The organism is Streptomyces scabichelini (genome assembly GCF_011045015.1).
Lineage (GTDB): Bacteria > Actinomycetota > Actinomycetes > Streptomycetales > Streptomycetaceae > Streptomyces > Streptomyces scabichelini.
On the sequence record NZ_JAAKZY010000083.1, the window covers coordinates 17,311 to 42,000 of the forward strand.

General features: G+C 70.1%; 26 protein-coding genes and 2 tRNA genes. 12 read left to right on the forward strand and 16 right to left on the reverse strand.

What is annotated here, in order from left to right:
- Nucleotides 1-30: 30 nt before the first annotated feature.
- From G5C60_RS24965 to G5C60_RS24980, 4 genes are all read right to left on the reverse strand, one after another.
- Complete coding sequence (locus G5C60_RS24965; protein ID WP_165263039.1) at nucleotides 31-1,011, reverse strand: tetratricopeptide repeat protein; 981 nt, start codon at nucleotides 1,009-1,011, stop codon at nucleotides 31-33.
- 344 nt (nucleotides 1,012-1,355) lie between these two features.
- Entirely contained in the window at nucleotides 1,356-1,745 is a 390-nt protein-coding gene (locus G5C60_RS24970) for a roadblock/LC7 domain-containing protein (protein ID WP_165263041.1), read from the reverse strand.
- Between the two features lie 524 nt (nucleotides 1,746-2,269).
- Nucleotides 2,270-3,106, reverse strand: coding sequence for a hypothetical protein (locus tag G5C60_RS24975; protein WP_165263043.1), 837 nt, complete (start codon nucleotides 3,104-3,106; stop codon nucleotides 2,270-2,272).
- The gene (locus tag G5C60_RS24980; RefSeq protein WP_241267045.1) at nucleotides 3,103-3,477 is read right to left on the reverse strand and encodes a hypothetical protein; all 375 of its coding nucleotides are present in this window, start codon (nucleotides 3,475-3,477) and stop codon (nucleotides 3,103-3,105) included. Before G5C60_RS24980 ends, G5C60_RS24975 begins: the two co-directional genes overlap by 4 nt.
- 161 nt (nucleotides 3,478-3,638) lie before the next feature.
- Between G5C60_RS24980 and G5C60_RS24985 the strand changes: the two genes are divergently transcribed.
- Nucleotides 3,639-4,004, forward strand: coding sequence for a hypothetical protein (locus tag G5C60_RS24985; protein ID WP_165263045.1), 366 nt, complete (start codon nucleotides 3,639-3,641; stop codon nucleotides 4,002-4,004).
- A gap of 137 nt (nucleotides 4,005-4,141) precedes the next feature.
- On the opposite strand, the gene rsrA is transcribed toward G5C60_RS24985, so the two are convergent.
- From rsrA to G5C60_RS25005, 4 genes are all read right to left on the reverse strand, one after another.
- Nucleotides 4,142-4,456, reverse strand: coding sequence for a mycothiol system anti-sigma-R factor (gene rsrA / locus G5C60_RS24990; RefSeq protein WP_165263047.1), 315 nt, complete (start codon nucleotides 4,454-4,456; stop codon nucleotides 4,142-4,144).
- Nucleotides 4,453-5,136 carry an RNA polymerase sigma factor SigR gene (gene sigR, locus G5C60_RS24995; RefSeq protein ID WP_338145918.1) on the reverse strand — a complete coding sequence of 228 codons (684 nt, stop codon included), beginning with the start codon at nucleotides 5,134-5,136 and terminating at the stop codon, nucleotides 4,453-4,455. The genes rsrA and sigR overlap by 4 nt, the downstream gene beginning before the upstream one ends.
- Before the next feature lie 352 nt (nucleotides 5,137-5,488).
- Nucleotides 5,489-6,130, reverse strand: a complete 642-nt coding sequence (locus G5C60_RS25000; protein WP_165263051.1) for an alpha/beta hydrolase family protein — start codon at nucleotides 6,128-6,130, stop codon at nucleotides 5,489-5,491.
- 10 nt (nucleotides 6,131-6,140) lie between these two features.
- Complete coding sequence (locus tag G5C60_RS25005) at nucleotides 6,141-6,956, reverse strand: SOS response-associated peptidase (protein ID WP_165263053.1); 816 nt, start codon at nucleotides 6,954-6,956, stop codon at nucleotides 6,141-6,143.
- A 50-nt stretch (nucleotides 6,957-7,006) separates the two neighbouring features.
- Here G5C60_RS25005 and G5C60_RS25010 point away from each other — a divergent pair, with 50 nt between their 5' ends.
- The 4 genes from G5C60_RS25010 (at nucleotide 7,007) to G5C60_RS25025 (ending at nucleotide 10,649) form a co-directional block, all read left to right on the forward strand.
- Nucleotides 7,007-7,729 carry a M50 family metallopeptidase gene (locus G5C60_RS25010; protein ID WP_165263055.1) on the forward strand — a complete coding sequence of 241 codons (723 nt, stop codon included), beginning with the start codon at nucleotides 7,007-7,009 and terminating at the stop codon, nucleotides 7,727-7,729.
- Nucleotides 7,730-7,860: 131 nt separating this feature from the next.
- The gene (gene aroA, locus G5C60_RS25015) at nucleotides 7,861-9,177 is read left to right on the forward strand and encodes a 3-phosphoshikimate 1-carboxyvinyltransferase (RefSeq protein ID WP_165263057.1); all 1,317 of its coding nucleotides are present in this window, start codon (nucleotides 7,861-7,863) and stop codon (nucleotides 9,175-9,177) included.
- 16 nt (nucleotides 9,178-9,193) lie between these two features.
- The gene (gene rsgA / locus G5C60_RS25020) at nucleotides 9,194-10,204 is read left to right on the forward strand and encodes a ribosome small subunit-dependent GTPase A (RefSeq protein WP_165263059.1); all 1,011 of its coding nucleotides are present in this window, start codon (nucleotides 9,194-9,196) and stop codon (nucleotides 10,202-10,204) included.
- A gap of 121 nt (nucleotides 10,205-10,325) precedes the next feature.
- Nucleotides 10,326-10,649, forward strand: coding sequence for a DMT family transporter (locus tag G5C60_RS25025; RefSeq protein ID WP_165263061.1), 324 nt, complete (start codon nucleotides 10,326-10,328; stop codon nucleotides 10,647-10,649).
- Between the two features lie 104 nt (nucleotides 10,650-10,753).
- Here the strand turns inward: G5C60_RS25025 and G5C60_RS25030 are convergent, their stop codons facing one another.
- Entirely contained in the window at nucleotides 10,754-11,365 is a 612-nt protein-coding gene (locus tag G5C60_RS25030; RefSeq protein WP_165263063.1) for a TetR/AcrR family transcriptional regulator, read from the reverse strand.
- 224 nt (nucleotides 11,366-11,589) lie between these two features.
- Here G5C60_RS25030 and hisN point away from each other — a divergent pair, with 224 nt between their 5' ends.
- The 6 genes from hisN (at nucleotide 11,590) to G5C60_RS25060 (ending at nucleotide 16,400) form a co-directional block, all read left to right on the forward strand.
- Nucleotides 11,590-12,390, forward strand: a complete 801-nt coding sequence (gene hisN, locus G5C60_RS25035; protein WP_165263065.1) for a histidinol-phosphatase — start codon at nucleotides 11,590-11,592, stop codon at nucleotides 12,388-12,390.
- Between the two features lie 165 nt (nucleotides 12,391-12,555).
- Nucleotides 12,556-12,948 carry a CBS domain-containing protein gene (locus tag G5C60_RS25040; protein ID WP_165263067.1) on the forward strand — a complete coding sequence of 131 codons (393 nt, stop codon included), beginning with the start codon at nucleotides 12,556-12,558 and terminating at the stop codon, nucleotides 12,946-12,948.
- 131 nt (nucleotides 12,949-13,079) lie between these two features.
- Nucleotides 13,080-13,496 carry a Fur family transcriptional regulator gene (locus tag G5C60_RS25045; RefSeq protein ID WP_165263069.1) on the forward strand — a complete coding sequence of 139 codons (417 nt, stop codon included), beginning with the start codon at nucleotides 13,080-13,082 and terminating at the stop codon, nucleotides 13,494-13,496.
- Between the two features lie 140 nt (nucleotides 13,497-13,636).
- Nucleotides 13,637-14,404 carry an ATP-binding cassette domain-containing protein gene (locus G5C60_RS25050; RefSeq protein WP_165263071.1) on the forward strand — a complete coding sequence of 256 codons (768 nt, stop codon included), beginning with the start codon at nucleotides 13,637-13,639 and terminating at the stop codon, nucleotides 14,402-14,404.
- Entirely contained in the window at nucleotides 14,401-15,273 is an 873-nt protein-coding gene (locus G5C60_RS25055) for an ABC transporter permease (protein ID WP_165263073.1), read from the forward strand. The genes G5C60_RS25050 and G5C60_RS25055 overlap by 4 nt, the downstream gene beginning before the upstream one ends.
- Nucleotides 15,270-16,400 (forward strand): ABC transporter substrate-binding protein, encoded by a 1,131-nt coding sequence (locus G5C60_RS25060; RefSeq protein ID WP_165263075.1) that lies wholly within the window; start codon nucleotides 15,270-15,272, stop codon nucleotides 16,398-16,400. The genes G5C60_RS25055 and G5C60_RS25060 overlap by 4 nt, the downstream gene beginning before the upstream one ends.
- 76 nt (nucleotides 16,401-16,476) lie before the next feature.
- Here G5C60_RS25060 and G5C60_RS25065 read toward each other — a convergent pair.
- The 4 genes from G5C60_RS25065 to G5C60_RS25080 form a co-directional block, all read right to left on the reverse strand.
- Nucleotides 16,477-16,550: transfer RNA gene (locus G5C60_RS25065), tRNA-Met, on the reverse strand.
- 69 nt (nucleotides 16,551-16,619) lie between these two features.
- Nucleotides 16,620-18,431: a tetratricopeptide repeat protein gene (locus G5C60_RS25070; protein WP_165263077.1), complete on the reverse strand. Its 1,812-nt coding sequence runs from the start codon at nucleotides 18,429-18,431 to the stop codon at nucleotides 16,620-16,622.
- Nucleotides 18,432-18,659: 228 nt separating this feature from the next.
- Nucleotides 18,660-18,733: transfer RNA gene (locus G5C60_RS25075), tRNA-Met, on the reverse strand.
- A gap of 69 nt (nucleotides 18,734-18,802) precedes the next feature.
- Entirely contained in the window at nucleotides 18,803-21,727 is a 2,925-nt protein-coding gene (locus tag G5C60_RS25080; protein WP_165263098.1) for a UPF0182 family membrane protein, read from the reverse strand.
- A gap of 137 nt (nucleotides 21,728-21,864) precedes the next feature.
- Here G5C60_RS25080 and G5C60_RS25085 point away from each other — a divergent pair, with 137 nt between their 5' ends.
- On the forward strand, nucleotides 21,865-22,422 hold the full coding sequence (locus tag G5C60_RS25085) for a PPA1309 family protein (RefSeq protein WP_241267046.1): 558 nt from the start codon (nucleotides 21,865-21,867) through the stop codon (nucleotides 22,420-22,422).
- Between the two features lie 20 nt (nucleotides 22,423-22,442).
- Here G5C60_RS25085 and G5C60_RS25090 read toward each other — a convergent pair whose 3' ends face one another.
- The 3 genes from G5C60_RS25090 to G5C60_RS25100 form a co-directional block, all read right to left on the reverse strand.
- Nucleotides 22,443-23,537 (reverse strand): YlbL family protein, encoded by a 1,095-nt coding sequence (locus G5C60_RS25090; protein ID WP_165263081.1) that lies wholly within the window; start codon nucleotides 23,535-23,537, stop codon nucleotides 22,443-22,445.
- Nucleotides 23,538-23,605: 68 nt separating this feature from the next.
- Complete coding sequence (locus tag G5C60_RS25095) at nucleotides 23,606-23,815, reverse strand: hypothetical protein (RefSeq protein ID WP_165263083.1); 210 nt, start codon at nucleotides 23,813-23,815, stop codon at nucleotides 23,606-23,608.
- Between the two features lie 142 nt (nucleotides 23,816-23,957).
- Complete coding sequence (locus G5C60_RS25100; RefSeq protein WP_165263085.1) at nucleotides 23,958-24,419, reverse strand: molybdenum cofactor biosynthesis protein MoaE; 462 nt, start codon at nucleotides 24,417-24,419, stop codon at nucleotides 23,958-23,960.
- Nucleotides 24,420-24,690 lie beyond the last annotated feature (271 nt).

The following is a 24,690-nucleotide window of genomic DNA, read 5'->3' on the forward strand; positions in this document are numbered from 1 at the left end:
GCCCGCAGCCGACAACCGTCCTCGCAACCCCTAACAGACTTCTTCCAGATCCCGCCAGTCACGGGTGTCCGGGCTGTCCGCAACCCACCCGTCGAGCAGGCCGCGCACCAGCGATGCGGGGGCCGCGAGGCCACACTCCCGCTCGGGCACCCACAGCTGCCCGTCGGTGCGGTGGCCGAGCGGTCCTGGATGCCCGGGCTCGCTGTGGTCGTGCGGGTCGAGGTGCTCGCCGTCGCCCTCGTCGGAGGGCATCCGGGACTCCGAGCACATACGGCACAGCAGGCGCACGGAGGACGACCAGTCCTCGGCGGCGAACCCCGCGTCGGCCGCCAGCCGCTCCAGGGCGTCCCGGTCGTCCTCGGTCTCCGCTTCCAGGAGTACGACCCAGGTGGGGACCGGTGAGGGCGCCCACAGCTCGATCTCGTCGAAGACGGGATACGCGTGCCCGGCGGCCGTGGTCCGCTCGCCGTGCGGTACGCCGTCGTGCAGCACGACCTCGCCCCAGCGCCGCCCGGAGGACGGCAGCGGAATGGACAGCACCTCGATCCGGGCCGGATCGAGCCTGCGGCCCCATACGACCTCGGCCTCGCCCTCGGGCGACAGCCGTACGGCCGCGCTGCCCAGCTCCATCCCCACCGGCTCTCCGGAGGCGGTGGCGCCGCCGGGCACCTTCAGCCCGTACGCCTGCCAGGCCCGGCGGGCGAGGGGCCAGTCCTGCAGGGCGGTGGCCGCGATGCCCACGTTCCACCAATCAGGCGCCCCGGTCTCCCGGTCGAGCAGCGCCACGGCCCTGAGGCCCGCGGCTCGCGCCTGCTCCCAGTCGTGCCGGAACTTGTGCAGCAGGGCGAGGTTGAACCAGGACTCGGACAGCCAGGGCTCCAGGTCCGCCGCGCGCGTCAGCAGCGCCCCCGCGTCCTCGTACCGGCCGTCGCCGATCAGCGTGAACGCGCGGTCGGTGGCCTGCCGCCATGAGGCGGAGGGCCGGTGCCGTCCCTTGCCGAAGATCCTCACGATTCCCGCCTGCCAGTTCGTCGAAGAGCGTGCAGCCTCGGGCTGGACTGTGCCCCCTGTTGTCCTCTTCCTCGCATCCAACCACGTACGGCCGGACGGGCGCTCACTACCCATGGGTTACCCAGCCGAGGAGGGGGTCAGACCGCCCGCCGGACGACGACCTGGTCACGCCGGGCAGGCCGGAACCGACCCCGTCGTGCTTTCCGCAATCCGCGCGTCCACGCGTCGCGGATTGCCGCGTACGAGTGACCAGGCGATCAGGCGCGCCCCTTTAGGGGCGCGGGGAACTGCGCGACCAGCCACGACGAACCCGCAGCTTCAAACCGGTTCTCCAGCGGAACGCGTCAGCGCGCCACATCCGAGGCAAGCACCTTGGCCAACTGCTCCACCGCGGCCGGTGACTCGCGCTGGAACGCGGCGAGATCGAGGCCGTCGTCGCCCTTGACGGTGAGCAGGGCACGGTCACCGACGGCGACGACGATGACGTGACCCGAACCGCAGCGGGCCACCACCTCGCGGAGGGCGCCGACGCCGGCGGTGTCGGCCATGCGACGTCCCACACTGAGGGTCGCGGCGGCGAGGGCGGCGACGGACTCGGGATGGACGGTGTCGGCGTCCGCGACGACGAGGAGGCCGTCCGCGGTGGACAGGACGCTCTCGGAGACCCCCATCACCCGTTCACGCAGCGAGGTCAGGATGCCGGTCAGGGAATCGGGCGGTGGGGTTTCGGTCATGGGTCGTGCTCCTCGGGTCCTGGCATGTGGGGTGGCGGTGTGGTCCAAATGGGTCGGCGGAGTCAGTCGGGTCGGCGGAGTCAGCCGGGGTCGACAGAGTCAGTCGGCATCCGGAAGATCTCGCAGCGCTCGGCGGACGCGCCGCAGCGTTTCGACGGAGGGCTGGTCGGCGACCAGTTCCTCGGCCGACAGCATCGACAAGAGAGCGGGCGGGAGTGCGGGCGCGACCACGGGCCGGTTCGCGCCGGCGACGTCCGGGTTCGTGCTCCGAGCGTCCTGCGGACCGCTCCCGGGAACCGGTGCGGCACCGCGTCGGGGCAGCGGCCGGCGTACGGGCAACTCTCCGCGTTCGCGCGTTGTCTTTGGTTCTTCGCGTTCCTGTGGTGCCGCTGGTTCTTCTTGTTCCTGCGTGGCTTCTTCTTGTTCCTGCGTGGCTTCTTCTCGTCCGGGGGTAGGGGCTCGCTGGGAGTGGGCGCTCGTGGTCCGGTGACGGGCTCGCGCCGTCCGGTCATGGTCTGGCCTCACTACCCACCCTTCTGTCCGACGTCCTGCGCGGGAACTGCGCCGCCGGGTCTGCGCCTCGGCAAGGGCCCGGCCTTCTGTGCCGGTGCGTCCGTGGACGGGTCTCTCCCCGGCACACGAGGTGCGGTGCTCGGCCGGCCGTCGGGGGTGGCCCCGGCCTGCCACTGGACGAGACGGAGCGCCTCCAGACGGATCAGGTCGAGCATGACCGCGTACAGTCCACGCCCCAGCGCGAAGGCGATGTCGCGTGGCGTACGGCGCCCGTTGACGTTGTCGAGGACGTCGCGGTGCCGATGCGCTAGCCGCCCGTCGGATCCACGAGGGCCCGAACCGGCGACCGGTACGGGCCGGACGCGGGCCAGTTCACCCGGCGGCCCCCAGAGGCGGGACAGCGACGCCATGCGCCGGGAGGTCTCCTCGGTCAGCTGCCGCGGTTCGACTCCCGGCTCGGCGACGACCGTGGGCTCCCGGTCGCTCAACTCCCAACTGCCCATGGGGCTCAGCGACATGGCGAACGCCCCGTCGAACACGGCCGCGGAGCAGACGACCTCGAGTTCGGCGGCACCGATCAGGCCCTCGGCCACCAGGTGTCCGCCCAGCCGGTCCGCGTCGGGCTCCGCGGCGCACGCGGCCAGCCAGGCCTCGTCCTCGATACGGCCCGAGGCGAGCAGCGCCGTTGTGACGGTCGGCGCTCCCGGTGTCTCGATCGCGCAGACCAGCCCGTTCCGCAGGTGAATCGATCCTGCGGGTGGGCCGGAGACGCGCACGGTGCCGCTGAATCCCTCTTCGCGGAGCCCCAGCAGGAGTGCGGGCACATTGCGTGCCGCGGGCGTCTTCACGCCAGCACCTCTCGGGCCCGGTCGCCCAGATTCCGCAGGGCGAGGGCCACATTGACGCGGTCCCTGTCGAGCCCGGCGGCCAGCAACAGCGGATCGCCCGCCGGCCGCGCCACCGAGAACAGCACCTGATGGCGCTTCCTGCTGGTCGTGACCACGCTCTCCAACTGCCCCTCGGCCCCCGCCGCGCCCAGCCGTTCGGCGATGAGGGCGGCGAGTTCGGACACCTCCGGCCCGTCCCCCGCCTCGGCGATGTCTCCCGCGGCGCCGTAGGTCAGGCCGGTGACCGCGTCGACGAGAGCGACGCCGGTGACCCCGGGGGAATCGAGGAGCCCGTCCAGGGTGGCCTGAAGCGCCGTCGGCATTTCCCCCATTTCCCCTCCCTCTCCCTGTGCCGCACAGTACCTTGAATCGTCAACTTCAACTTCTGAAACGCGCCAAAAGTTGATCGCTTCTGACTCTCAAGTCGCTTGCGTTCGATCGTAGATGGCCGGGCATCGACCGGTCAGCAGCACCGAGGAATTGGGGCAAGAGCATGAACATCGAGACAGCGCTCAAGGAAGCCATGGCGGTGGAAGGCGCGATCGGCGTCGCCCTCGTCGACTACGAAAGCGGCATGTCGCTCGGCACGCTCGGCGGCGGCCCGGCCCTCGACCTGGAACTCGCGGCGGCGGGCAACACCGAGGTCGTACGCGCCAAGATGCGCACCCTGGCCTCTCTGGCCATGGACGACGTGATCGAGGACATCCTGATCACCCTGGGCAGGCAGTACCACCTGATCCGGCCGCTCACCAGCACCAAGGGAACGCTCTTCCTCTACCTGGCACTCGACCGATCCCGCAGCAATCTGGCGCTGGCCCGGCACGGCCTGAAGCGGATCGAGAGCGGCCTGGACGTCTGAAGGGCGGCCCCCGACCGGATTCCGTTCGACGTACGAACGGACCCGCTCGACGTACGAACGGACCTACTCGACGTTCACCGTGATCCCACGAGGATCACGGTGAACGTCACGTCCGTCACGTCCGTCACGTCAGAAGGTCAGGACTCCTGCGGCGTCGCCTGGGGCGAGGCCGTCACGTCATGCTCGGGCACGGAGTGGCCGGAGCGGATCATCTCGATCCGGCCCATGACCTTCGAGCGCAGGTCGGTCGGTACGTCGTCATGGCCGCAGCAGCGCTTGACCAGCTTCTTCACGGCCTGCTCGAGACCGTACTTCTCCAGACACGGCGAGCACTCCTCGAAGTGCTGCTCGAACTTGGTGCAGTCGCTGTCGGGCATCTCGTGATCGAGGAACTCGTAGAGATGATCGAGTACTTCACTGCAGTCCGTCTCGTGCGGCTCTCCGCAGCTCATGACCCCGAGCCTTTCGTTCCGTCCGACTCTCCGACGCCAGCGGGGACGAGGCCACGGTCCTTGGCGTAGTCCTCGAGCATGCCGCGCAGTTGGCGACGGCCCCGGTGCAGCCGGGACATCACCGTACCGATGGGTGTCCCCATGATGTCCGCGATCTCCTTGTACGCAAAGCCCTCTACGTCCGCGAGATAGACGGCGATGCGGAACTCCTCGGGGATCGCCTGCAGCGCTTCCTTGACGTCCGAGTCGGGCAGGTGGTCGAGCGCCTGCGACTCGGCGGAGCGCAGACCGGTCGACATGTGCGACTCGGCGCGCGCGAGCTGCCAGTCCTCGATCTCCTCGGCCGCACTGCGCTGGGGTTCGCGCTGCTTCTTGCGGTACGAGTTGATGAAGGTGTTCGTGAGGATCCGGTACAGCCACGCCTTCAGGTTGGTGCCCTCGCGGAACTGGTGGAAGGACGCGTACGCCTTCGCGTACGTCTCCTGCACCAGGTCCTCGGCATCGGCCGGATTGCGCGTCATACGCAGCGCGGCCGAGTACATCTGGTCGAGGAACTCCATCGCGTCCCGCTCGAAGCGCGCGTTGCGCTCGGCGGTCGACTCCGCCCTGCTGCCCTGGCCCTCGGGCTGCTCCGCCTGGCCGTATTCGGTCCCTGCGTCGGTCCCAGTGACCGGACCCACCTCCTCAAGCGACGTCGTGGGACCGAAGCCGGTCCCACTCGAATCGGAGGATAGACGACCTGCGGTCGGGGTGGGGGATCCTACGGTCGGGGTGTGGACTTCTGCGGCCGGGGCGTGGAGGCCCACGGTCGGGGCGGCCTGCCGATCCGGTCCGCCCGCAGCCCGGATGGGGGCGGTCTTCGCCGCATGCAGAACCGACCAGTCCAGGTCAGTGGCACTGCGACGGTTCGGGCAGAAGGTCGAACCCATGCGGCGGACTTCCTCTCCTACGAACGGTAAGTACTCGGTGTGAGTACGTCTGCCGCTCTCAACAGAGGCCGGGAGCGCATCATTCCCGCCACGTGACACCGGCTCACGCGAGTGACGCGAGCCACTTCACGACACCGTCGGTGAGGATCCTCACCGCCTGCTCCTGCCCGATCTCCGCCCGCTTGGGCACGGCGAAACCGTGATCTCCGTACGGGACCTCCACAAGTTCGTACGAGCCTTCCGGGAACTCCGCCGGCCTCCCGAACGGGTCGTTGCCGCCTTGGACGACGAGCGTGGGCACACCGGCACCGAGCAGCTCGGCCGCGCGCGACTTCTCCGGCTTGCCCGGCGGGTGGAGGGGGAAGCTGAGCGCGAGGACGGCGGCGGCGCCCAGCTGTTTCGCCGTACGACAGGCCACGCGGGCGCCCGCGCTGCGACCGGCCGCGACGACCGGCAGGCCGGGCCCGGCGAGCGTCGGCCAGATGCCGCGCCAGCCGAGGTCCAGCGTCTTCGGCGCGGGCGCCAGCTTCTTGCCCGCCACCCGCCAGGGCTGCTCGACGAGCGCCACGGTCACGCCGTGCGCGGGGAGCTCGGCGGCGAGGGCGCGCAGATCCCGCGCCTCGATCCCGCCGCCGGCCCCATGGCTCGCGGCGAGCACCAGCCGTGCCCGCTTCGCCCGGTGCCAGGTGACACGGGCCGTACCCGCGTCCGTCTCCACGAGCTCGCTCTGTGTCACATCCGTCATGTCCGTCACATCAGAAGAGTGTGCCCTCTTCGGGCCCCGCCAGCTCCTTCAGCAGCTCAGGGCCGTTGTTGCGTACGTTGCTGACCGCCGTGGAGACCGGGTAGGCCCGCATCAGCCCCTGCGGGGGCGGCGCGAGCAGGGAGCGCAGCTCCTCCACGTCCCTGCGGGACGGGTCGAGCCAGGAGTCCCAGCGGTCGGGCGTGAGCATCAGGGGCATACGGGGGTGGATGTCGGCCAGGACGTACGGGCCCTCGGCCGGGGCCACTGCCAAGGGCGACGTCTCCGCCTCGGTCGTGATGACGGAGCAGGTCGCCCACCAGGCCCCCGGATGGTCGTCGGGCAGCGTCTTGTCCCGCCAGAACTCGTAGATCCCGGCCATCGCGAACACGGAACCGTCGGCGGGCAGCACGAAGTACGGCTGCTTGCGCGGCCGTTTCCTCTTGCCTTCGACCTCGAGGTCGCGCTCGGAGGTCCCGGTCACCCACTCGTAGTAGCCGTCCGCGGGGATGATGCAGCGCCGGGTCGAGAAGGCCCGCCGGTACGAGGGCTTCTCGTGCACGGTCTCCGCGCGGGCGTTGATCATCCGGGCGCCGCCCTCGGGGGTCTTCGACCAGGACGGCACAAGGCCCCACTTGAGCCTGCGCAGCTGCCGAACCGGCTTCGGGTCTTCGACGTCCTTAAGAGGACGGTCGAACACCGCGTACACGTCCTTCGTCGGAGCCACGTTGTAGTCGGGCTCGAAACCGTCCTCCGGCTCCCACTTCTCAACTTCAAAGATTCCTGCGAGATCCTCAGGCCTACGACTCGACGCATACCGTCCGCACATACGTGCCACACTCTCAGATTCCGCGCGCCTCAGAGGAGCCCCCACACACAATGGAAGCCACCGCAACCACCTCGCTGGCCACCCTCTGGGACGAGGTGTTCGGCAGCCAGCCCGACCCCGACATCTGGGTGGTCGTCGCCACCATGGTGGCCGCCCTCACCGTGATCGTCCCGCACGGCGTCTGGCGGCTCTCGCGCAACGCCATCACCATCGCCCACGAGGGCGGCCACGGTCTGGTCGCGCTGCTCACCGGCCGCAGCCTCAGTGGCATACGGCTGCACTCGGACACCAGCGGCCTCACGGTCAGCCGCGGCAAGCCGACCGGTCTCGGCATGATCCTCACCGCGGCCGCGGGCTACACCGCTCCCCCGCTGCTGGGTCTCGGCGGCGCCGCGCTCCTCGCCGCCGGTCACATCACCGCGCTGCTGTGGCTGGCCACGCTGCTGCTCGTGGCGATGCTGGTGATGATCCGCAACGCGTACGGCGCGCTCACGGTTGTCGTCACCGGCGGCACGTTCGTGGTGGTGTCCTGGCTCACGGGCCCTCAGGTGCAGGCGGCGTTCGCGTACGCCGTGGTCTGGTTCCTCCTGCTCGGCGGCGTACGCCCGGCCTTCGAACTCCAGGCGAAGCGCACCCGGGGCGGCGCGGGCGACTCCGACGCGGACCAACTGTCGCGACTCACACACGTACCGGCGGGCATGTGGCTGTTCCTGTTCCACGCGGTGAGCCTGTGCTCGCTGATAGGCGGGGGCCGCTGGCTGCTGCAGGTCTGAGGGGGGCGCAGCCCACCCTCAGGGGCGCGGGGCTGTATCAATTTGCGGCTCCGCCGCGGGGCGCGACCAGCCACAACGCACCCGCAGTGGACAGACGACCTCCCCATCCCCCTGCTTATACAGTGGGGGCCATGGCCTCGAACCCCGCACACACCGCCCTTTGGCCCGCCCCGCACGCCGGCGGAGCCGTCCACGCGACGGTCCACGTGCCCGGGTCCAAGTCGGTCACCAACCGTGCGCTCGTCCTGGCCGCCCTCGCGGCCGAGCCCGGCTGGCTGCGCCGCCCCCTGCGCTCCCGCGACACCGTGCTCATGGCCGACGCCCTGCGCGCCATGGGCGTCGGCATCGAGGAGGGCGTCGGCCCGGACGGCTCCGGCGAGGCCTGGCGTGTCATCCCCTCGGGCCTGCACGGTCCCGCCACCGTCGACGTCGGCAACGCCGGTACGGTGATGCGCTTCCTGCCCCCGGTCGCCACACTCGCCGACGGCCCCATCCGTTTCGACGGCGACCCGCGTTCGTACGAGCGTCCCCTGCACGGCGTGATCGACGCCCTGCGCGCCCTCGGTGCCCGTATCGACGACGACGGCCGCGGCGCGCTGCCGCTGACCGTGCACGGCGGCGGGGCCCTGGAGGGCGGCCCCGTGGAGATCGACGCGTCCTCGTCCAGCCAGTTCGTGAGCGCGCTGCTGCTGTCAGGACCGCGCTTCAACCAGGGCGTCGAGGTACGGCACATCGGCTCGACGCTCCCCTCCATGCCGCACATCCGGATGACCGTCGACATGCTGAGGTCCATCGGCGCCCAGGTGGACACCCCGGAGTCGGGCGGCGAGCCGAACGTCTGGCGGGTCACGCCCGGCGCGCTGCTGGGCCGCGATCTGACGGTCGAGCCGGATCTGTCGAACGCCCAGCCGTTCCTGGCGGCCGCCCTGGTCACCGGCGGCCGGATCGTCGTCCCCGACTGGCCCGTGCACACCACCCAGCCCGGCGACAGGCTGCGCGAGATCTTCACCGAGATGGGCGGTTCCTGCGAACTGACCGACCGCGGCCTGGAGTTCACCGGCTCCGGCTCCGTCCACGGCATCGACGTGGAGCTCGGTGAGGTGGGCGAGCTGACCCCCGGCATCGCGGCGGTCGCGGCCCTCGCCGACTCGCCCTCCACCCTGCGGGGCGTGGCCCACCTGCGTCTGCACGAGACGGACCGCCTTGCCGCGCTGACCAAGGAGATCAACGAACTGGGCGGCGACGTCACCGAGTCCGCCGACAGCCTGCACATCCGCCCGCGCCCCCTGCACGGCGGGGTCTTCCACACCTACGACGACCACCGCATGGCCACGGCGGGCGCGGTCATCGGCCTCGCCGTGCCGGACGTACGGATCGAGAACGTGGCGACGACGGCGAAGACCCTCCCGGACTTCCCCGACCTGTGGACCGGAATGCTCGGGAACTGACGGGCGGACACGGACCATGCGTCGCTACGGCAAGCACACCGACGAGGACGACATCCGCAGCCGCCCGGGCCGCAAGGGCAGCCGGCCGCGCACGAACATCCGGCCCAAGCACGAGGACGCGGCGGAGGGCATGGTCCTCACCGTGGACCGGGGCCGGCTGACGTGCCTCGTCGAGGACCGTGTGGTGTACGCCATGAAGGCCCGCGAACTGGGCCGCAAGGCCGCGGTAGTCGGCGACCGGGTGGCCATCGTCGGCGACCTGACCGGCAAGAAGGACACGCTCGCCCGCATCGTCCGCATCGAGCCGCGCACCTCGGTACTGCGGCGCACCGCCGACGACGACGATCCGTACGAGCGCGTGGTCGTCGCCAACGCCGACCAGCTGGCCATCGTGACGGCCCTCGCCGATCCTGAGCCCCGCCCGCGGCTGGTCGACCGGTGTCTGGTCGCGGCGTACGACGGCGGGCTCGACCCGCTCCTCGTCCTCACCAAATCGGACCTCGCCCCGCCCGACGAACTCCTTGAGCTGTACGGGGCCCTGGGTGTTCCGTATGTGGTGACCAGCCGTGAGGAGCTGGAGAGCGGGGAGGCGGTGGACCGGGTGCGCAAGCAGTTGGACGGCAAGATCACGGCGTTCGTCGGGCACTCGGGCGTCGGCAAGACGACGCTGGTCAACGCGCTCGTGGCCAAGGAGCGGCGGCGTACGACGGGGGTCGTCAACGCGGTGACGGGCCGCGGCCGGCACACGACGACGTCGGCGCTCGCGCTGCCGTTGCCGGACGACGACGGGTGGCTGATCGACACTCCGGGCCTGCGGTCCTTCGGGCTGCACCACGTGAACCCGTCGCGTGTCATCCAGGCCTTCCCGGACCTGGTGCCGGGGACCGAGGGCTGTCCGCGCGCGTGCAGCCACGACGAGCCGGACTGTGCGCTGGACGAGTGGGTGGCCGAGGGTCATGCAGATCCGGCCCGGCTCTACTCGCTGCGCAGGCTGCTCGCCACGCGTGAGCGGCGCGAGGGCGACTGACGGCAACTGATCGCCGGTGACCTCAGTTTTGTTTGCATCGCCGCCACGACGGTAAAGGCATAATCGCACCAAGCGGGACCCAAGCCAGACGAAGCGGTCACGGAGCGTGGGAGGGCATCACATGGCGTGGCTGCTGGTGGTCGTGGCCGGACTCTTGGAGACCGGCTTCGCCGTCTGCCTGAAACTGTCACACGGCTTCACGAGACTCTGGCCGACGATCGCCTTCTGCATCTTCGCCCTGGGAAGCTTCGGCCTCCTCACCCTCGCGCTGAAGAAGCTCGACGTCGGCCCCGCGTACGCGGTCTGGACGGGCATCGGCGCGGCCGGCACCGCCATCTACGGCATGATCTTCCTGGACGACCTGGTCTCCACACTGAAGATCGTCTCGATCACGCTGGTGATCGTTGGCGTGATCGGCTTGCAACTGTCGGGCTCGGCACACTGAAGCGACCCGAAGGGCAGCGCCCCGTAAGGGGCGCGGGGAACTGCGCGACCAGCCACAACGAACCCGCAGCTTAGAAACCGGCCCTCCAGCGGAGCGCCCCCGCGTCAGCTGACCACCCGCACAGTCGCAAGCGCGTCCCGGACCAACCCGGCCGCACCCCCCTCCCCGGCGGGAGCCAACACGCACGACAACCCCAGCCGCACCACCAGCTCACAGGCCCGCGCCAACTCCGCCGCCTCCGGCTTCGAGAACCCGGGCGCCGTCAGCGCACCGACCGCCCGGTCCCGGATCAACTGCACGAAATCCCCCGGCGACGGCAACGGACCATCGGCCCGCCGCTGCGCCGGCACCGCCGAGGACGACGGCACGGCGGACAGCGTCGGCGACGGCAGCCGCTCGCTCCAGCAGCCGGTGAGCATCGCCCGCACCAGCGCGTTCCCGCGAGCCGCCGACGCGGTCCACTCCGCGATGGCCGCCAACCGCTCACGAGGCTCGCCGTGGCTCATGAGCGCACGCTCCACGCCCGCTAGGTAGGCGTCGGCCTCCCGCCGTACGAGGGCACGGGCCAGCCCCTCCTTGCTGCCGAACTCGTTGTAGAGGGTCTGCCGGGAGACCCCGGCCACAGCGGCCACGTCGACCATCCGCACCGTGGACCAAGGTCGGCGCGCGAGCGCCGTGTAGGCGGCGTCGAGCAGGGATTCCCGGGCTGCAGGCATCGTCGCCTCCCTGGGGCGATCGGCTCTGCGGCCAGAGTTGACGCGCATGGGGGCACTGTCAAGGGTTCGCGCCGGCATCAAGGAGCCTGCGTCAAGGGGAGCGTACGTCGGCCTCGTGCGCGGCGAGAAGTGATCACCGCTTCGGCGAGGTCGGCGAGGGAGGTCCTGTAGCGACCACCCGGGCGGTATGGCCGGGGCCGCAGGCGGGCAGATACGGTTCGGGCATGCCCGACTATCGCGATGACCTGCGCCTCGCCCATGTCCTGGCGGACGCCGCCGACGCCGCGACCATGGACCGCTTCAAGGCGCTCGACCTCAAGGTCGAGACCAAGCCGGACCTGACGCCGGTGAGCGAGGCCGACAAGGCCGCCGAGGAGCTGATCCGCGGCCACCTCCAGCGGGCCCGGCCACGGGACGCGGTCCTCGGCGAGGAGTACGGCGTCGAGGGCACGGGCCCGCGCCGCTGGGTGATCGACCCGATCGACGGCACGAAGAACTACGTACGCGGGGTGCCGGTGTGGGCGACCCTGATCTCCTTGATGGAGGCGAGCGAGGGCGGCTACCAGCCCGTGGTCGGCGTCGTCTCGGCGCCCGCGCTCGGCCGCCGCTGGTGGGCCGCGAAGGGGCACGGCGCGTTCAGCGGGCGCAGCCTGACGTCGGCGTCCCGGCTCCATGTCTCGCGGGTCTCGCGCATGTCGGACGCCTCCTTCGCGTACTCCTCGCTGGGTGGCTGGGAGGCGCAGAGCCTGCTGGAGGGCTTCCTGGACCTGACCCGCGAGGTGTGGCGCACGCGCGCGTACGGCGACTTCTGGCCGTACATGATGGTCGCCGAGGGCTCGGTCGACATCTGCGCGGAGCCCGAGCTGTCACTGTGGGACATGGCGGCGAACGCGATCATCGTGACCGAGGCGGGCGGCAGCTTCACCGGCCTCGACGGCCGCCCGGGCCCGCACAGCGGCAACGCGGCCGCGTCGAACGGCCTCCTCCACGACGAGTTGCTGGGCTACCTGAACCAGCGGTACTGAGGCGTCCGGGACATCCAGGGGGCGCTAACCGGAAGGCAGCGCACCCCAAAGCCTCCGTACGCGCCCTCTTGTTGCCCCTCCTTTTACCTGCGACTCTGAGAGTCCCCACACTTGTGAACTTGTGAATCCGAGCGCAAGCCGGATTCGTAGGAGGTGGCTCCGTCCATGCTCGTCCGCGACGCCATGAGCACGGTGGTCCTCACCATCGGACCCGACCACACACTCCGACAGGCCGCCGCGCTGATGTCCGCACGCCGCGTCGGCGCGGCCGTCGTCCTGGACCCCGACGACAGCGGGCTCGGCATCCTCACCGAGCGCGACATCCTCAACTCCGTCGGCCTGGGCGAGAGCCCGGACGCCGAGCGGGCACACGCCCACACCACCACCGACGTCGTGTTCGCCGCGCCGTCCTGGACGCTGGAGGAGGCGGCGCACGCCATGGCGCACGGCGGCTTCCGGCATCTGATCGTCCTCGACCACGGCGAGCCCATCGGCATCGTCTCGGTCCGCGACATCATCCGCTGCTGGGCACCACTGCGGCAGCACGCACCGGCCTGAGCGGCGGGGCGGGGCGGGCCGGCCCGTGAAGGGAGTCGGCCCACCTCTACCCTGGATAAAGTCCAAGTCCAGCAGGGCTCCAAAATCACACCCATTCGGGATTGGCGTCGTCTGCTGTTAGGCTTGTCTTCATGAGCGACCTGTTGGAACGACTGCGCGGACGTGGCTGGCGTATGACCGCGCAGCGGCGCGTCGTGGCCGAGGTCCTCGACGGCGACCACGTCCACCTGACGGCCGACGAGGTCCATGCGCGCGCCGTCGCGAAGCTGCCCGAGATCTCTCGCGCGACCGTCTACAACACGCTGGGTGAGCTGGTCTCGCTCGGCGAGGTGCTGGAAGTCGCCACGGACAAGCGCGCCAAGCGGTACGACCCGAACGCGCACCGTCCGCACCACCACCTGGTCTGCGCCCAGTGCGGCGCGATCCGCGACGTCCACCCGAGCGGCAACCCCCTCGCCGACCTCCCCGACTCCGAGCGCTTCGGCTTCTCGGTCTCGGCCGTCGAGGTGACGTACCGGGGCGTGTGCCCGAACTGCACGGCCGCCTGATCCGCAGGTACAACTCCTCAAAGCCCCGGCACCCCATGGGAACCGGGGCTTTCTGCTGCACGCGGACTTCCCGAATCTGACGGACCGTCATATCGTCGACGGCGCCCACCAGTCCGTACCGCACTCCGCGAGGAGACACCGTGGGAGAGCCGCACCCGAAACTCCAAGCCACTGATCTGAGCCGGACCTTCGGCCGGGGCCCCGCCGCCGTGGACGCCCTGGGCCCGCTGGACCTGACCGTCGCCCCCGGCGAGTTCGTCTGCATCGTCGGCCCGTCCGGCTGCGGGAAATCCACCCTCCTCCGCATCGCCGGGGGCCTGCTGCGCCCCAGCACGGGCGAGTTGGCGATTCGCACGACCAGTCCCCGCCCGGCCGCCATGATCTTCCAGGACTACGGCATCTACGACTGGAAGACCGTCCTCGCGAACGTCCGCTTCGGCCTGGACATCCAGCGCCTGACGCGCCGCGAGGCGAACGCCCGGGCCCGCGACTGGCTCGCACGCATGGGCCTCGCGGACTTCGCCTCCGCATATCCCGCCACGCTCTCCGGCGGCATGCGCCAGCGTGTGGCGATCGCCCGCGCGCTGGCCGTGGAGCCCGAAATCCTGCTGATGGACGAGCCGTTCGCCGCGCTCGACGCCCAACTGCGCATGATCCTCCAGGACGAACTCCTGGAGATCACCCAGACGACCCGCACGACCACCCTCTTCATCACGCACAGCCTGGAGGAGGCCATCGTCCTCGGCGACCGCGTCCTGGTGATGTCCGCGCGCCCGGGCCGGATCATCGCCGAACGCCGCCCGCCGTTCCCGCGCCCGCGTTCCGGCGAGGTCCGCTCGGCCCCCGAATTCACCGCCCTGAAGAGCGAGTTGTGGCAGCTGCTGCGCCCGGAGGCGGTGCCCGCATGAACACGGCCGTACGCAAGGAACGTACCGATTCGACAGCCGTACTGGTCCGCCGCCCGGGCCCGCGGGAGCTGCACCCCGTACGCACCCACCGCAGGCGCCGCACCCTGGAACTCTCCCTCGCGGTCGCCGTCCCCCTGGTGCTGGTCCTGCTGTGGCAACTGGCCGCGGCCCAGGCCTGGATCGACGACCGGATCTACCCGGCACCGACCACGATCCTGGCCGACGGCTGGGACCGCGCGGCGGCCGGGGATCTGTGGCCGGACGTGTGGGCCACTCTCAAGCGCGTACTCGCCGGGTACGCGATCGGCACCCTCGCGGGCTATGCGCTGGGCCTCCTGATGGGCTCGCTGTCCCTGGTACGCGCGGCACTGGAGCCGCTTCTGGACGCCCTGTACGTCGTACCGAAGCTCGCTCTCCTCCCCATCTTCCTGAACATGTTCGGGCTCGGTGAGGGCCCGCAGGTGGCGCTCGTCGCGGCGACCGTCTTCTTCTTCGTGTGGATCTCCACGATGTCGGCCGTGATGGCGATCCCTTCCGGGTACCGCGACGCGGGGCAGGTCTTCGGGGCCTCGCCCTGGCAGATGTTCCGGCATGTGCTGCTGCCCGCCTCGCTGCCCGCGGTCCTGGTGGGCGCGCGCATCGCGGCGGGGGTGGCGGTGCTGGTCATCGTCGCCTCGGAGCAGATCGCCGCGGCGAACGGCCTGGGTCATCTGATCTTCGACTCGCGTGCGCTCTTCCAGAACGACGTGATGTTCGTCGGCATCGTCTGCGTCGCCGTGCTCGGCGTCGTCTTTTCCGAACTGGTACGGGTTCTGGGGCGGTTGCTCACTCCGTGGGCGCCGCGCGACCGGGGACGGGGGCAGTCATGAGGCGTTCCGCAAGGGCCGTGCTGGCCGTGGGGGCGCTGGTCGTCTCGGCGGGGTGCGCCGCCCAGGACTCCGGGGCGGGCGCCGGTCCGGCCGAGCCGCGCACCATCAAGGCGGTGTCCGGCTGCGGTGCCGGGAGCTGGACGGGTCCGGCCGACCTGGCCGCGGACCGTGCGCCCGCGCGCTGTACCAAGGGCACTCCGGCCCCACAGCCCCTGACCGAGACCCGGAAGCTGACGATCGCGACGGGCACGCTCAGTGCGGAGTATGTGGCTCCGCTTCAAGTGGCCGTGGAGAAGGGCGAGTTCAAGAAGGAGGGCCTCGACGTCACGCTGAAGGTGCTGCCGACCCCGGATGCGTTGCCCCTGCTCGCGAAGGGCGACGTCGACGCCCAGTGGGCCGCTCCCGAGGCCGCCGTGATCAACGGCGTCAACGGCGGCTTCGACATCAAGTGGGTCGCCGGGAACTTCTCGCCCGACCCGAAGTCGAAGAGCGGCCTGTGGGTGCGTTTGAAGGACGGCGAGAGCGCGTCCCATGTCCCGATGGCCGGCCGCAAGCTCGGCACGATGATCGGCAAGGGGTCGGTCATCGCGTATCCCATGAACAAGGCCCTGAAGAAGCACGGCGGCGGCCTCGACGAGGTGCAGTTCCAGGCGCTGGGCTCGGCCGACGTCCTCACCGCTCTGCAGAACGGCGGCGTCGACTCCGCGTGGCTCCTCGACCCGGTCTGGCGCAAGGTCGACGGCGACGACCGCTTCGCCTTCCTCGGCGGCCAGCCCGCGGGCGAGCCCCTGGGCGGCATGCTGTTCGGCCCGAACCTGCTCAGGGACGACGTGGACGCGGGCGTCGCGCTGCTGCGGGCGTACATCCGCACGATCAACACGTACTTCGCCGGTGACTACAAGAAGGACCCGGCCTTCGCGGCCACGCTGGCCAAGCTCCTGAAGACGGACCGTACGGTCCTGGAGTCGACGCCGTCCCTCCGCATGGACTGGGAGATCCGCGGGGGGACGACGGACCGGCTCCAGTCCGCGTACCGCGCGGCGGGCGTCTCGGAGGGGGAGGCGCTGCCGGAGTCCCGCCTGGTGGACCGCTCGCTGTACGCGGAGGCGGTGGGCCACCGGCCGTGAACGCACCCGGTCGCACCCGGTGGTGAACGCACCGGAGGGCCGGAACCCTTTCGGATTCCGGCCCTCCGGCCTTCAGTAGCGGGGACAGGATTTGAACCTGCGACCTCTGGGTTATGAGCCCAGCGAGCTACCGAGCTGCTCCACCCCGCGGCGATGAACTGAACGTTACGTCAGCAGGGTCGACCAGCGCAAATCGCTGTGCGGGCGGCCCCGGGCAGGTCAAGCGGACAGTTCCTCGCCCAAGGCGTCACGAAGCCTGGCCGCCCGCTCGGAAACCTCGTCAGGCCCCAGCGACACGGCCCGGTCGGCCCACCGCTGCCCCTCCGCAAGCTCACCCCGACGCGCGTAGACGAGCGCAAGCCGCAAAGCAGCCCGCCCATGCCCGGCGTCAGCGGCCCGAGTCCACCACAGGGCGGCCTCGGGCTCGCTCCCCTCCCGGGCGAGCAACAGCCCGAGATTGAACGCGCCGTTGCGAGACCCGGCCTCGGCCGCCTCCCGATACCACCGAGCCGCCTCGACGACGTCCCCACGGGCGGACGCCAGCATTCCGACCCGCACCTGAGCCCGCCGATGCCCCTGAGAGGCAGCCCGCTCGTACCACTCCTCACACTCGCTCTTCTCGGTGGCCGGCTCCCCCAGCTCATGCGTGGACGCCGGCGGCCTCTGCGCGTCGAGCACGGCGGCCAGCCGGTACGCGGCCTCCGCGCTCCCTCCGCCGGCGGCGCAGCGCAGATGCCGCTCGGCATCCCGCTCGTCCCCGTCCCGAAGCCGCGCGATCCCGACCTGAAGCGCGGCCTCGGTGTGCCCGGCGGCGGCGGCCCGCTCGTACCACCGCAGCGCCGCTGCGTCCTCGTCACGCCCCGCGTGCAGGATCCCGAGGTTGAACGCGGCGTCGACGCTGCCGGCCTCCGCGGCCTTGGAGAACCACGGCTCGGCTCCGGCCGCGTCGCCGACCTGGAGCAGCAGGATCGCCAGCGCGTTCGCCGCCTCACGATGCCCCGCGTACGCCGCGCGCCGGTACCACTGCTCGGCCTGCGCGGTCCGCCCCTGCTCGGCGCAGAGCAGCCCCAGGTTGTACGCGCCGTTCACATCACCGGCGTCCATCGCGGCCCGGTACCAGCGCTCGGCGGTCTGCGTCTCGCCGCGCTCGGCGTGCAGCGCGCCCAGGGCGTTGGCGGCGTTCCCGTCGCCGTCCTGGGCGGCCCGCAGCCACCACACGGCGGCGCTCTCGGTGTCGCCCGCGTCACGCAGCAGGAACCCGAGCGCACAGGCGGCCCGCGCCTCGCCGTCCTTGGCGGACGTCAGATACCAGCGCCCGGCCTCCTTCAGCTTCCCGCGCCTCTCCAGGATCACCCCGAGGTGCAGCGCGGCCCTGCGGTGCCCGCGTGCGGCGGCCTGCCGGTACCACTGCTCGGCCTCGGCCATGACGGACAGCCCGGCACCGTCGTCGGTGCCGCTCTGCTCCGCGCTCTCTCCGGCGGCCCGCCGGTCCAGCGCACGCGCGAGCCGGTACGCCGCCTCCCGGTGCCCCCGCTCGGCGGCGGACCGCATCCACTGCTCGGCGCCGGTGTCTCCGCGGTGCTCGAGAAGGTCGGCGAGGGCGTAGGCGCCGAGGGAGTGCCCCTGCTCGGCGGACTGGCGCAGCCAGTATTCGGCGGCGGGCTCGTCCCCGCGCTCACGGTGGTGGCGGCCGAGCGCGTGCGCGGCGGCCGCGGACCCGGCGACGGCGGCGATCCGCCACCAGCCGGCGGCCTCGTCGGCGTATCCGCGCTGGTGCAGGAGGACACCCAGGTTGTTGGCGGCGGCACGGTCACCGGCGGCGGTGGCAGCACGCAGCTGAGGCTCGGCTCCGTCGAGATCGCCGCGGCGCAGCAGCAGGCTTCCGAGGACGCTCATGGCAGCGACGTCGCCGGCTTCGGCGGCGAGCCGTTGACGTGCCTCCTCCGCAGCCTCGCCGGTCTCGTCCCGGTCGGAGGGCTGCACAAATCGCCCTGTCTCCAACAGAGTTGCCTTGTCCCCCATAACGTCCATCGTCGCACCACCTGCAACCTGGGTACACCTGGTATACCGCAGCCAGTGAGGTCACTTCAGCGTTTTGTCGACATGCCCACAGAGAGACAAGTCAAACACAGTTTTCTCAACTCTCCCCGCATGCAGCAGCCTTCACTTGGGCAGGACTGGTCAGTTGGGGAACACACGCACGGTGCACCCACGCCGAAGGGCCCGAATCCCTTGAGGATTCGGGCCCTTCGTCTTCAGTAGCGGGGACAGGATTTGAACCTGCGACCTCTGGGTTATGAGCCCAGCGAGCTACCGAGCTGCTCCACCCCGCGCCGTTGTTCGGCAACCGTATCACGGCGCGGGACGGGCTTTTCGCTCACTCGATTCCGCTCAGTCGCTGCTCAGCCGCTGCCACCGCCCTCTTCGGTGCTGTTGCCGCCGTCGCCGGCGCCCCCACCCCCGGTGTTGTCGGGCTTGGCCTGCGCTTCCTCGGCCCGCTGCAGCGCATCCTCGAGATCCTTCTGCGCCCGGCCGTACGCCTCCCAGTCGCCCTTCTTGAGGGCTTCCTGGCCGGCTTCGTAGGCCTTCTGGGCGTCGTCGAGCGCCTGTTGGACCGTCGCGTCACCGGTTGGCGGTGGCGGGGTCGTGTCCTCGCCCTCGTCCGGTGGCGGCTCCGGGGCCGTGTCCGTCCCGAAGACCTTGTCGAGCGCTTCGCCGAGGGTGTCCTCGAAGGCGGTCTGGCCTCCGTAGGTCACCAGCACCTTGCGCAGCAGCGGGTACTTGAGTCCACCACCGCGTACGTAGACCGGCTCCACGTAGAGCAGTCCTCCGTCGAGCGGGACCGTCAGCAGGTTGCCGTACTCGACTTCCGAGTCACCACCTCTGAGGAGCCTGATGGACTCGGCGATGGATGGCTCGGAGTTGAACTGGCTCTGCACCCGTTTGGGTCCGTCGACCGTTCTGCCCGTCGGGAGTTTCAGGACGGTGATCTTGCCGTAGTCGGGTGTGCCCGCTTCGGCGTTGACGGACATGAAGGCGCTCAGGTTGTCCCGGCCGTTCGGGGTGAGCGTCGTCGTCAGTGAGAACGCCTGGGACTGCTCACCTGGCATCCGCATGCTCAGGTAGTACGGCGGCACGGCGTCGCCCGACTTGTTGGTCGGGTCGTCCGGGACCTGCCACACCTCACTGCCGCTGAGGAACGTCGTCGCGTCCTTCACGTGATACCGGGTCAGCAGTTCGCGCTGGACCTTGAACAGGTCCTGCGGGTACCGCAGATGGTCCATGAGGGACTGCGGGATGTCGCCCTTCGGCTTCACCGTCCCGGGGAAGGCCTTCTTCCAGGTCTTCAGGACCGGGTCCTTGGTGTCCCACTCGTAGAGCGTGACCTTGCCGGTGTACGCGTCGACGGTCGCCTTCACCGAGTTGCGGATGTAGTTGACCTGGTTCTGCTGGGCCACCACCGCACGCTGGTTGTTGGCGGCGGTCAGCGAGTCGGCCGTCGTGTCGCCGAGGGTGGTGCGCGAGGCGTACGGATAGCCGTTGGTGGTCGTGTACGCGTCGACGATCCACTGGATCTTCCCGCCGACGACCGCCGGGTAGGCGTCACCGTCGATGGTCAGCCAGGGGGCGACCGCCTCCACGCGCTCCTTGGGGGTGCGGTTGTAGAGGATTCGCGAACCCTCGCCGATCGCACCGGAGTAGAGGATCTGCGGCTCGTTGAACGCCACCGCGTACGCGGCCCGGTTGACCGGGTTGGAGAGGTTGACGCCGCTGTCGCCCTTGTAGCTGGTCGTCTTCTCGCCGGTGTCGTCGGAGTAGTCGATCTCCTTCTGGGGACCGCCGACGACCGAGTACTGGGTGGTCTTCTCGCCGTAGTAGATCCGCTGCTGGTACTTGCCGAGATCGCCCTTGGACGGCAGGTCGTACTCGGTGAAGACCGGGCGGCCCTCGCCGTCGGCCGAGGTGCCCTCGGCCGTGACGGCACCGTATCCGTGGGTGTACCGGAAGTGGTCGTTGATCCAGTTGTTCTTCGGAATGCCGCTGAGGTTCAGCTCACGCAGACCGATGACCGTGTCCTGGTCCTTGCCGTTCTTGCTGTACCGGTCGACGTCCAGGTTGGTCGGGAACGAGTAGTAGTTCCGCACCTGCTGGAGCTGCTGGAACGTCGGCGAGACGATGTTGGGGTCCAACAGGCGGATGCTCGCCGTCGTGTCGGCGTCCTCGCGCAGCTTGGCCTTGTCGTCGGTCTCACTCGTGCCCGCGTAGTCGCTGACCTGGGTGCCGTCGATCCCGTACGCCTCGCGGGTCGCCTTGAGGTTCTTGTCGACGTACGGCGCTTCCTTGGCCTGCTCGTTGGGCTGGACCTGGAACTTCTGGACGATCGCCGGGTACAGACCGCCGATGAGGATGGCGGAGAGCACCATCAGGCCGAAGCCGATGACGGGCAGCTGCCAGGTGCGCCGCCACAGGGTCGCGAAGAACAGCAGGGCGCAGATGACGGCGATGCAGAACAGGATGGTCTTGGCGGGCAGATACGCGTTCGCGTCGACGTACCTCAGGCCCGTCCAGTTGCCCGTCGCCTTGAAGTCACTGGACTTCACCGCGAGTCCGTACCGGTCGAGCCAGTACGCGACCGCCTTCAGCGTGACGAACAGGCCGAGCAGCACGGAGAGGTGACCCGTGGCCGCGGCCGTGGCACGCGCGCCGGGGCTGGTGATCCGCAGTCCGCCGTACAGGTAGTGGGTCAGCGCGGCGGCGATCACCGAAAGGATCGCGGCGGCGAAGCCGAAGCCCAGCAGGAAGCGGTACCAGGGCAGATCGAAGGCGTAGAAGGAGACGTCCAGGTGGAACTGGGGGTCCTTCTGGTTGAAGGACACGCCGTTCACCCACATCAGCCACGTACGCCACTGGCCCGCCGCGGAGGCGCCCGCGATCAGCCCTACGAGGGCCGTGATCCCGAGCAGGATCCACTTCTTGTACGGGGCCACGCCCATCCGGTAGCGGTCGAGGCTCTGCTGCTCCATCGACATGGCGCTCAGGGGAGGCCTGAGCCGGTGGGCCAGCCAGATGTTCACGCCGACGGCCAGGGCCATCAGCAGTCCGAAGACGAAGAACAGGCCGATCTTGGTCCACAGGGTGGTGGTGAAGACAGACGAGTACTTGACCGATCGGTACCAGAGCCAGTCCGTCCAGAACCCCGCGAACATGACGAAGGCCATGGCCAGCACGGCCAGTACGCCCAGTGTCATGAGCAGGGTCCGGACGCGCCGGGACGGTCGGCCCACTCTGATCCGTGGCCCCGTCGGGCCTCCGCCGCGGTCCGGCATCTGGAAAGCCAAGGTGCGCACCTCGAAGTTCGCTGTTGGTCTTCTGGGGCCCGGCGAACGCAGGGCCACATCTATGCAACTTACTGATGCTTTACTCGGTTCCCGGTTCCGGGTCCGAACGAGGCAGGATTGTGACCATGTCCAACACCGCCTCCAAAGGCACCCCCATGGCGGCCAGTCCCCTGACCCGTGCCGTGCTCGAAATCGACGAGTACGTCTCCGGGCTCGGCTGGGACCAGCCCGCGCGACTCTTCGCGCTCGTCGACACCGCTCAACTGCGCTCCGAGGAACCGGGTCTCGCGGCACGCCTCGGTCTCGGCGACGACGCGCCCGAGGGCGCCCTTACCCCTATCGAACAGGAGGAACTCCCCGCGGGCAGCGCGTTGGACGAGTTTCTCGGCACGATCGCCTGGCCGGACGCGGTGGCCGGCTGCGCCCTGTCCCTGGAGCGGCTGATGCTGCCGCCGAGCGCGGAGGCGTCCGTTCCTGACGGCCTCGACGAGGAACGTCTGGCGAAGTGGGTCGCCGAGCACCCCGAGCGCCAGGAGGTCCGGATGACCGTCGCGGTGCTGCGCGGCGGGAAGCGCGAGTCGGCGCTGCGGCTGCGCGAGAAGGACTCGCCGACCGAGGTCCTCACCGGGTCCGATCTGGTGCCGGGGCTGGCGGAGGCACTGGCGGCGACGTTCGCGGAGTAGTCCTGCATGAGCCGGCCCGGCTAGCTCTTCGTGCACTGGGGCAGGTTGTCCGTGTTGCCGCCGCGGATGTCCTCGAGGGCGTTCATCGCGTCGTCGATGGTGCCGACCTTGACGAGGGTGAGCCCGTCGGGGATGTCGCGGGCGGCGGCCGCGCAGTTGTCCTTGGGCGTCAGGAAGTACTGGGCCCCCTGGTCGCGGGCGCCGACGGTCTTCATCTCGATGCCGCCGATGGGGCCGACCTTGCCGTCGTCGTCGATGGTGCCGGTGCCGGCCACGAACTTGCCGCCGGTGAGGTCGCCAGGGGTGAGCTTGTCGACGATGCCGAGGGCGAACATCAGGCCGGCGCTCGGGCCTCCGACGTCGGCGAGCTTGATGTCGATGGTGAACGGGAACGTGTGGTCGGTGCCGGCCGCGATGCCGACGATCGCACGCTCCTCGCCGTCGTCGTCCGACTTCACCGTGGTGATGGTGATGTCCTCGGTCTTGGTCGCCGTCCGCTTCTCCTTCTCGGCGGCCGCCTGCTCCTTGGCGGGCACGACGGTGAAGACGACCTTCTCGCCCGGCTTGTGCTTGGTGACCAGCTTCGCCACCTCCTCGTACGCCTTGACCGGCGTACCGTCCACAGCCTTGATCACGTCGCCCGCGTGCAGCTTGCCCTCGGCCGGGCTGTCCTTGAGCACGGAGGAGACGATGGTCCAGGACTTCACCGGGATGTTCCGCTCCCTGAGGGCCGCGACCTTGGCGCTCTCCTGGGACTGGCTGAACTCCTCGGCGTTCTCCTGCGTGGACTGCTCCTCCGTCTTGCCGTCGGGGTAGAGCGTGTCGTGCGGGACCACCTTGTTGTCGTGTGCCAGCCAGCCGTACACGGCCTCGACGAGGTTCATCTTGTAGTCGGCGCTCGTGACGCGGACCGTCGTCATGTTGAGGTGGCCGCTCGCCGGGTAGGTCTTGCGGCCGGAGATCTGGAGCACCGGCTCGCCGTCGTGCTCGCCGAGCGTGTTCACCGTCGGGCCCGGTGACATCTCCGAGTACGGCACATTGATGAAGACTCCCGCGCACAGGAGCGCGATCAGCATCAGGGTGGAGGCGAGCATCGTCGCGGTGCGGCGTGGCATGGAACGACAGTACGGGACCACCCTGTCAGTGCACCGTCGGGGCCGCCCGTACGGGGCTCCGGGGCCGGTCAGGCCTCTGTGGGGTCTGGCTCCGGGGCCTGGCTTCGGGGCTGGTCAGGCGTCCGCGCCGGGCTTTCCATGGCCTCGCGGAAGCGTGTGTAGCCCGCGAGCTCGGCACCGTCTCCGATGGACTTGCGGTTGCGGCTGGCCCAACCGCCCCAGAGTCCGGCACCGATCGCAGCCAAAAGCGGAATCAGCAACCAGGCGAGCGCCGCCATGCCGACCTCCGAACCCCGTGAGCGACCGCAACTGACTGATCACCAGATTAACCATGCGTGTGTTCAACGCTCACGGCAGGGGTCGGGTTACGCAACCGGAACGCACGCGCGGACGCGCGGCATCAACAGGCCCGCCCACTCCTCAGCAGGCCCCGACCCACTCCTCCGTACCATCCGAGAACTTCTGGTGCTTCCAGATGGGCACTTCGTGCTTCAGGTCGTCGATCAGCTTGCGGCAGGCCTCGAAGGCCTCACCACGGTGCGGGCAGGACACGGCGACGACGACCGCCAGGTCCCCGACCTTGAGATCTCCCACCCGGTGAACGGCCGCGAGCGCCCGCACGGGGTACTCGGCGACAACCTTCTCGGCGACCCGGCGCATCTCCGCCTCGGCACTGGGATGGCTCGAGTACCCGAGCGCATCGACGTCCGTGCCCCCGTCGTGATTCCTGACGGTCCCCACGAACAGCGCGGTCCCTCCAGCGGCATCGTCCCCGACGGCGCGGAAAACCTCGTCCACGGAGAGGGCGGTTTCCCGGATGGCCAGGACCTTGATGGGATCCTGCGCCGCCTGCTCACCGGGGTGATCATTCGTAGGTGCCATGCCCCCATCGTGCCCCACCCCACCGACAGCCGACAGCCGCCGGCACGGAATGACGTTTTCCTGCGGCACGCGCGCGTGGAGAGCGTGAAGAGCACCGTCGCCGCGTCCGGCGCCTCAGGGCGAGGCAGCGAGGCAGCGAGGCAGAATCACACCGGTCCGCGCTTTCCCACCCATCCGCGGCTTCCCACCAGTCCGCGCGTTCCCACCCACCCGCACTTGCCCACCAGCCCCAGGCACCATCAGCCCGTCCGGCGTTTGAGGACGAGGCCGC

What these genes read in the sequence shown, in the direction of transcription:
- G5C60_RS25095 (WP_165263083.1), bottom strand. Translation starts at nt 23,815, where the DNA reads ATGGCGGCGCTCGCCTGGTTGCTGATTCCGCTTTTGGCTGCGATCGGT.
- G5C60_RS25045 (WP_165263069.1), top strand. Translation starts at nt 13,080, where the DNA reads ATGAGCGACCTGTTGGAACGACTGCGCGGACGTGGCTGGCGTATGACC.
- G5C60_RS25005 (WP_165263053.1), bottom strand. Translation starts at nt 6,956, where the DNA reads ATGTGCGGACGGTATGCGTCGAGTCGTAGGCCTGAGGATCTCGCAGGA.
- G5C60_RS25090 (WP_165263081.1), bottom strand. Translation starts at nt 23,537, where the DNA reads ATGCCACGCCGCACCGCGACGATGCTCGCCTCCACCCTGATGCTGATC.
- G5C60_RS25030 (WP_165263063.1), bottom strand. Translation starts at nt 11,365, where the DNA reads ATGCCTGCAGCCCGGGAATCCCTGCTCGACGCCGCCTACACGGCGCTC.
- G5C60_RS25070 (WP_165263077.1), bottom strand. Translation starts at nt 18,431, where the DNA reads ATGGACGTTATGGGGGACAAGGCAACTCTGTTGGAGACAGGGCGATTT.
- aroA (WP_165263057.1), top strand. Translation starts at nt 7,861, where the DNA reads ATGGCCTCGAACCCCGCACACACCGCCCTTTGGCCCGCCCCGCACGCC.
- G5C60_RS25025 (WP_165263061.1), top strand. Translation starts at nt 10,326, where the DNA reads ATGGCGTGGCTGCTGGTGGTCGTGGCCGGACTCTTGGAGACCGGCTTC.
- G5C60_RS25100 (WP_165263085.1), bottom strand. Translation starts at nt 24,419, where the DNA reads ATGGCACCTACGAATGATCACCCCGGTGAGCAGGCGGCGCAGGATCCC.
- G5C60_RS25010 (WP_165263055.1), top strand. Translation starts at nt 7,007, where the DNA reads ATGGAAGCCACCGCAACCACCTCGCTGGCCACCCTCTGGGACGAGGTG.
- G5C60_RS24980 (WP_241267045.1), bottom strand. Translation starts at nt 3,477, where the DNA reads ATGGGGGAAATGCCGACGGCGCTTCAGGCCACCCTGGACGGGCTCCTC.
- rsgA (WP_165263059.1), top strand. Translation starts at nt 9,194, where the DNA reads ATGCGTCGCTACGGCAAGCACACCGACGAGGACGACATCCGCAGCCGC.
- G5C60_RS25085 (WP_241267046.1), top strand. Translation starts at nt 21,865, where the DNA reads ATGTCCAACACCGCCTCCAAAGGCACCCCCATGGCGGCCAGTCCCCTG.
- G5C60_RS24970 (WP_165263041.1), bottom strand. Translation starts at nt 1,745, where the DNA reads ATGACCGAAACCCCACCGCCCGATTCCCTGACCGGCATCCTGACCTCG.
- G5C60_RS25055 (WP_165263073.1), top strand. Translation starts at nt 14,401, where the DNA reads ATGAACACGGCCGTACGCAAGGAACGTACCGATTCGACAGCCGTACTG.
- G5C60_RS24985 (WP_165263045.1), top strand. Translation starts at nt 3,639, where the DNA reads ATGAACATCGAGACAGCGCTCAAGGAAGCCATGGCGGTGGAAGGCGCG.
- G5C60_RS25080 (WP_165263098.1), bottom strand. Translation starts at nt 21,727, where the DNA reads ATGCCGGACCGCGGCGGAGGCCCGACGGGGCCACGGATCAGAGTGGGC.
- G5C60_RS25060 (WP_165263075.1), top strand. Translation starts at nt 15,270, where the DNA reads ATGAGGCGTTCCGCAAGGGCCGTGCTGGCCGTGGGGGCGCTGGTCGTC.
- G5C60_RS25040 (WP_165263067.1), top strand. Translation starts at nt 12,556, where the DNA reads ATGCTCGTCCGCGACGCCATGAGCACGGTGGTCCTCACCATCGGACCC.
- hisN (WP_165263065.1), top strand. Translation starts at nt 11,590, where the DNA reads ATGCCCGACTATCGCGATGACCTGCGCCTCGCCCATGTCCTGGCGGAC.
- rsrA (WP_165263047.1), bottom strand. Translation starts at nt 4,456, where the DNA reads ATGAGCTGCGGAGAGCCGCACGAGACGGACTGCAGTGAAGTACTCGAT.
- G5C60_RS25000 (WP_165263051.1), bottom strand. Translation starts at nt 6,130, where the DNA reads ATGACGGATGTGACACAGAGCGAGCTCGTGGAGACGGACGCGGGTACG.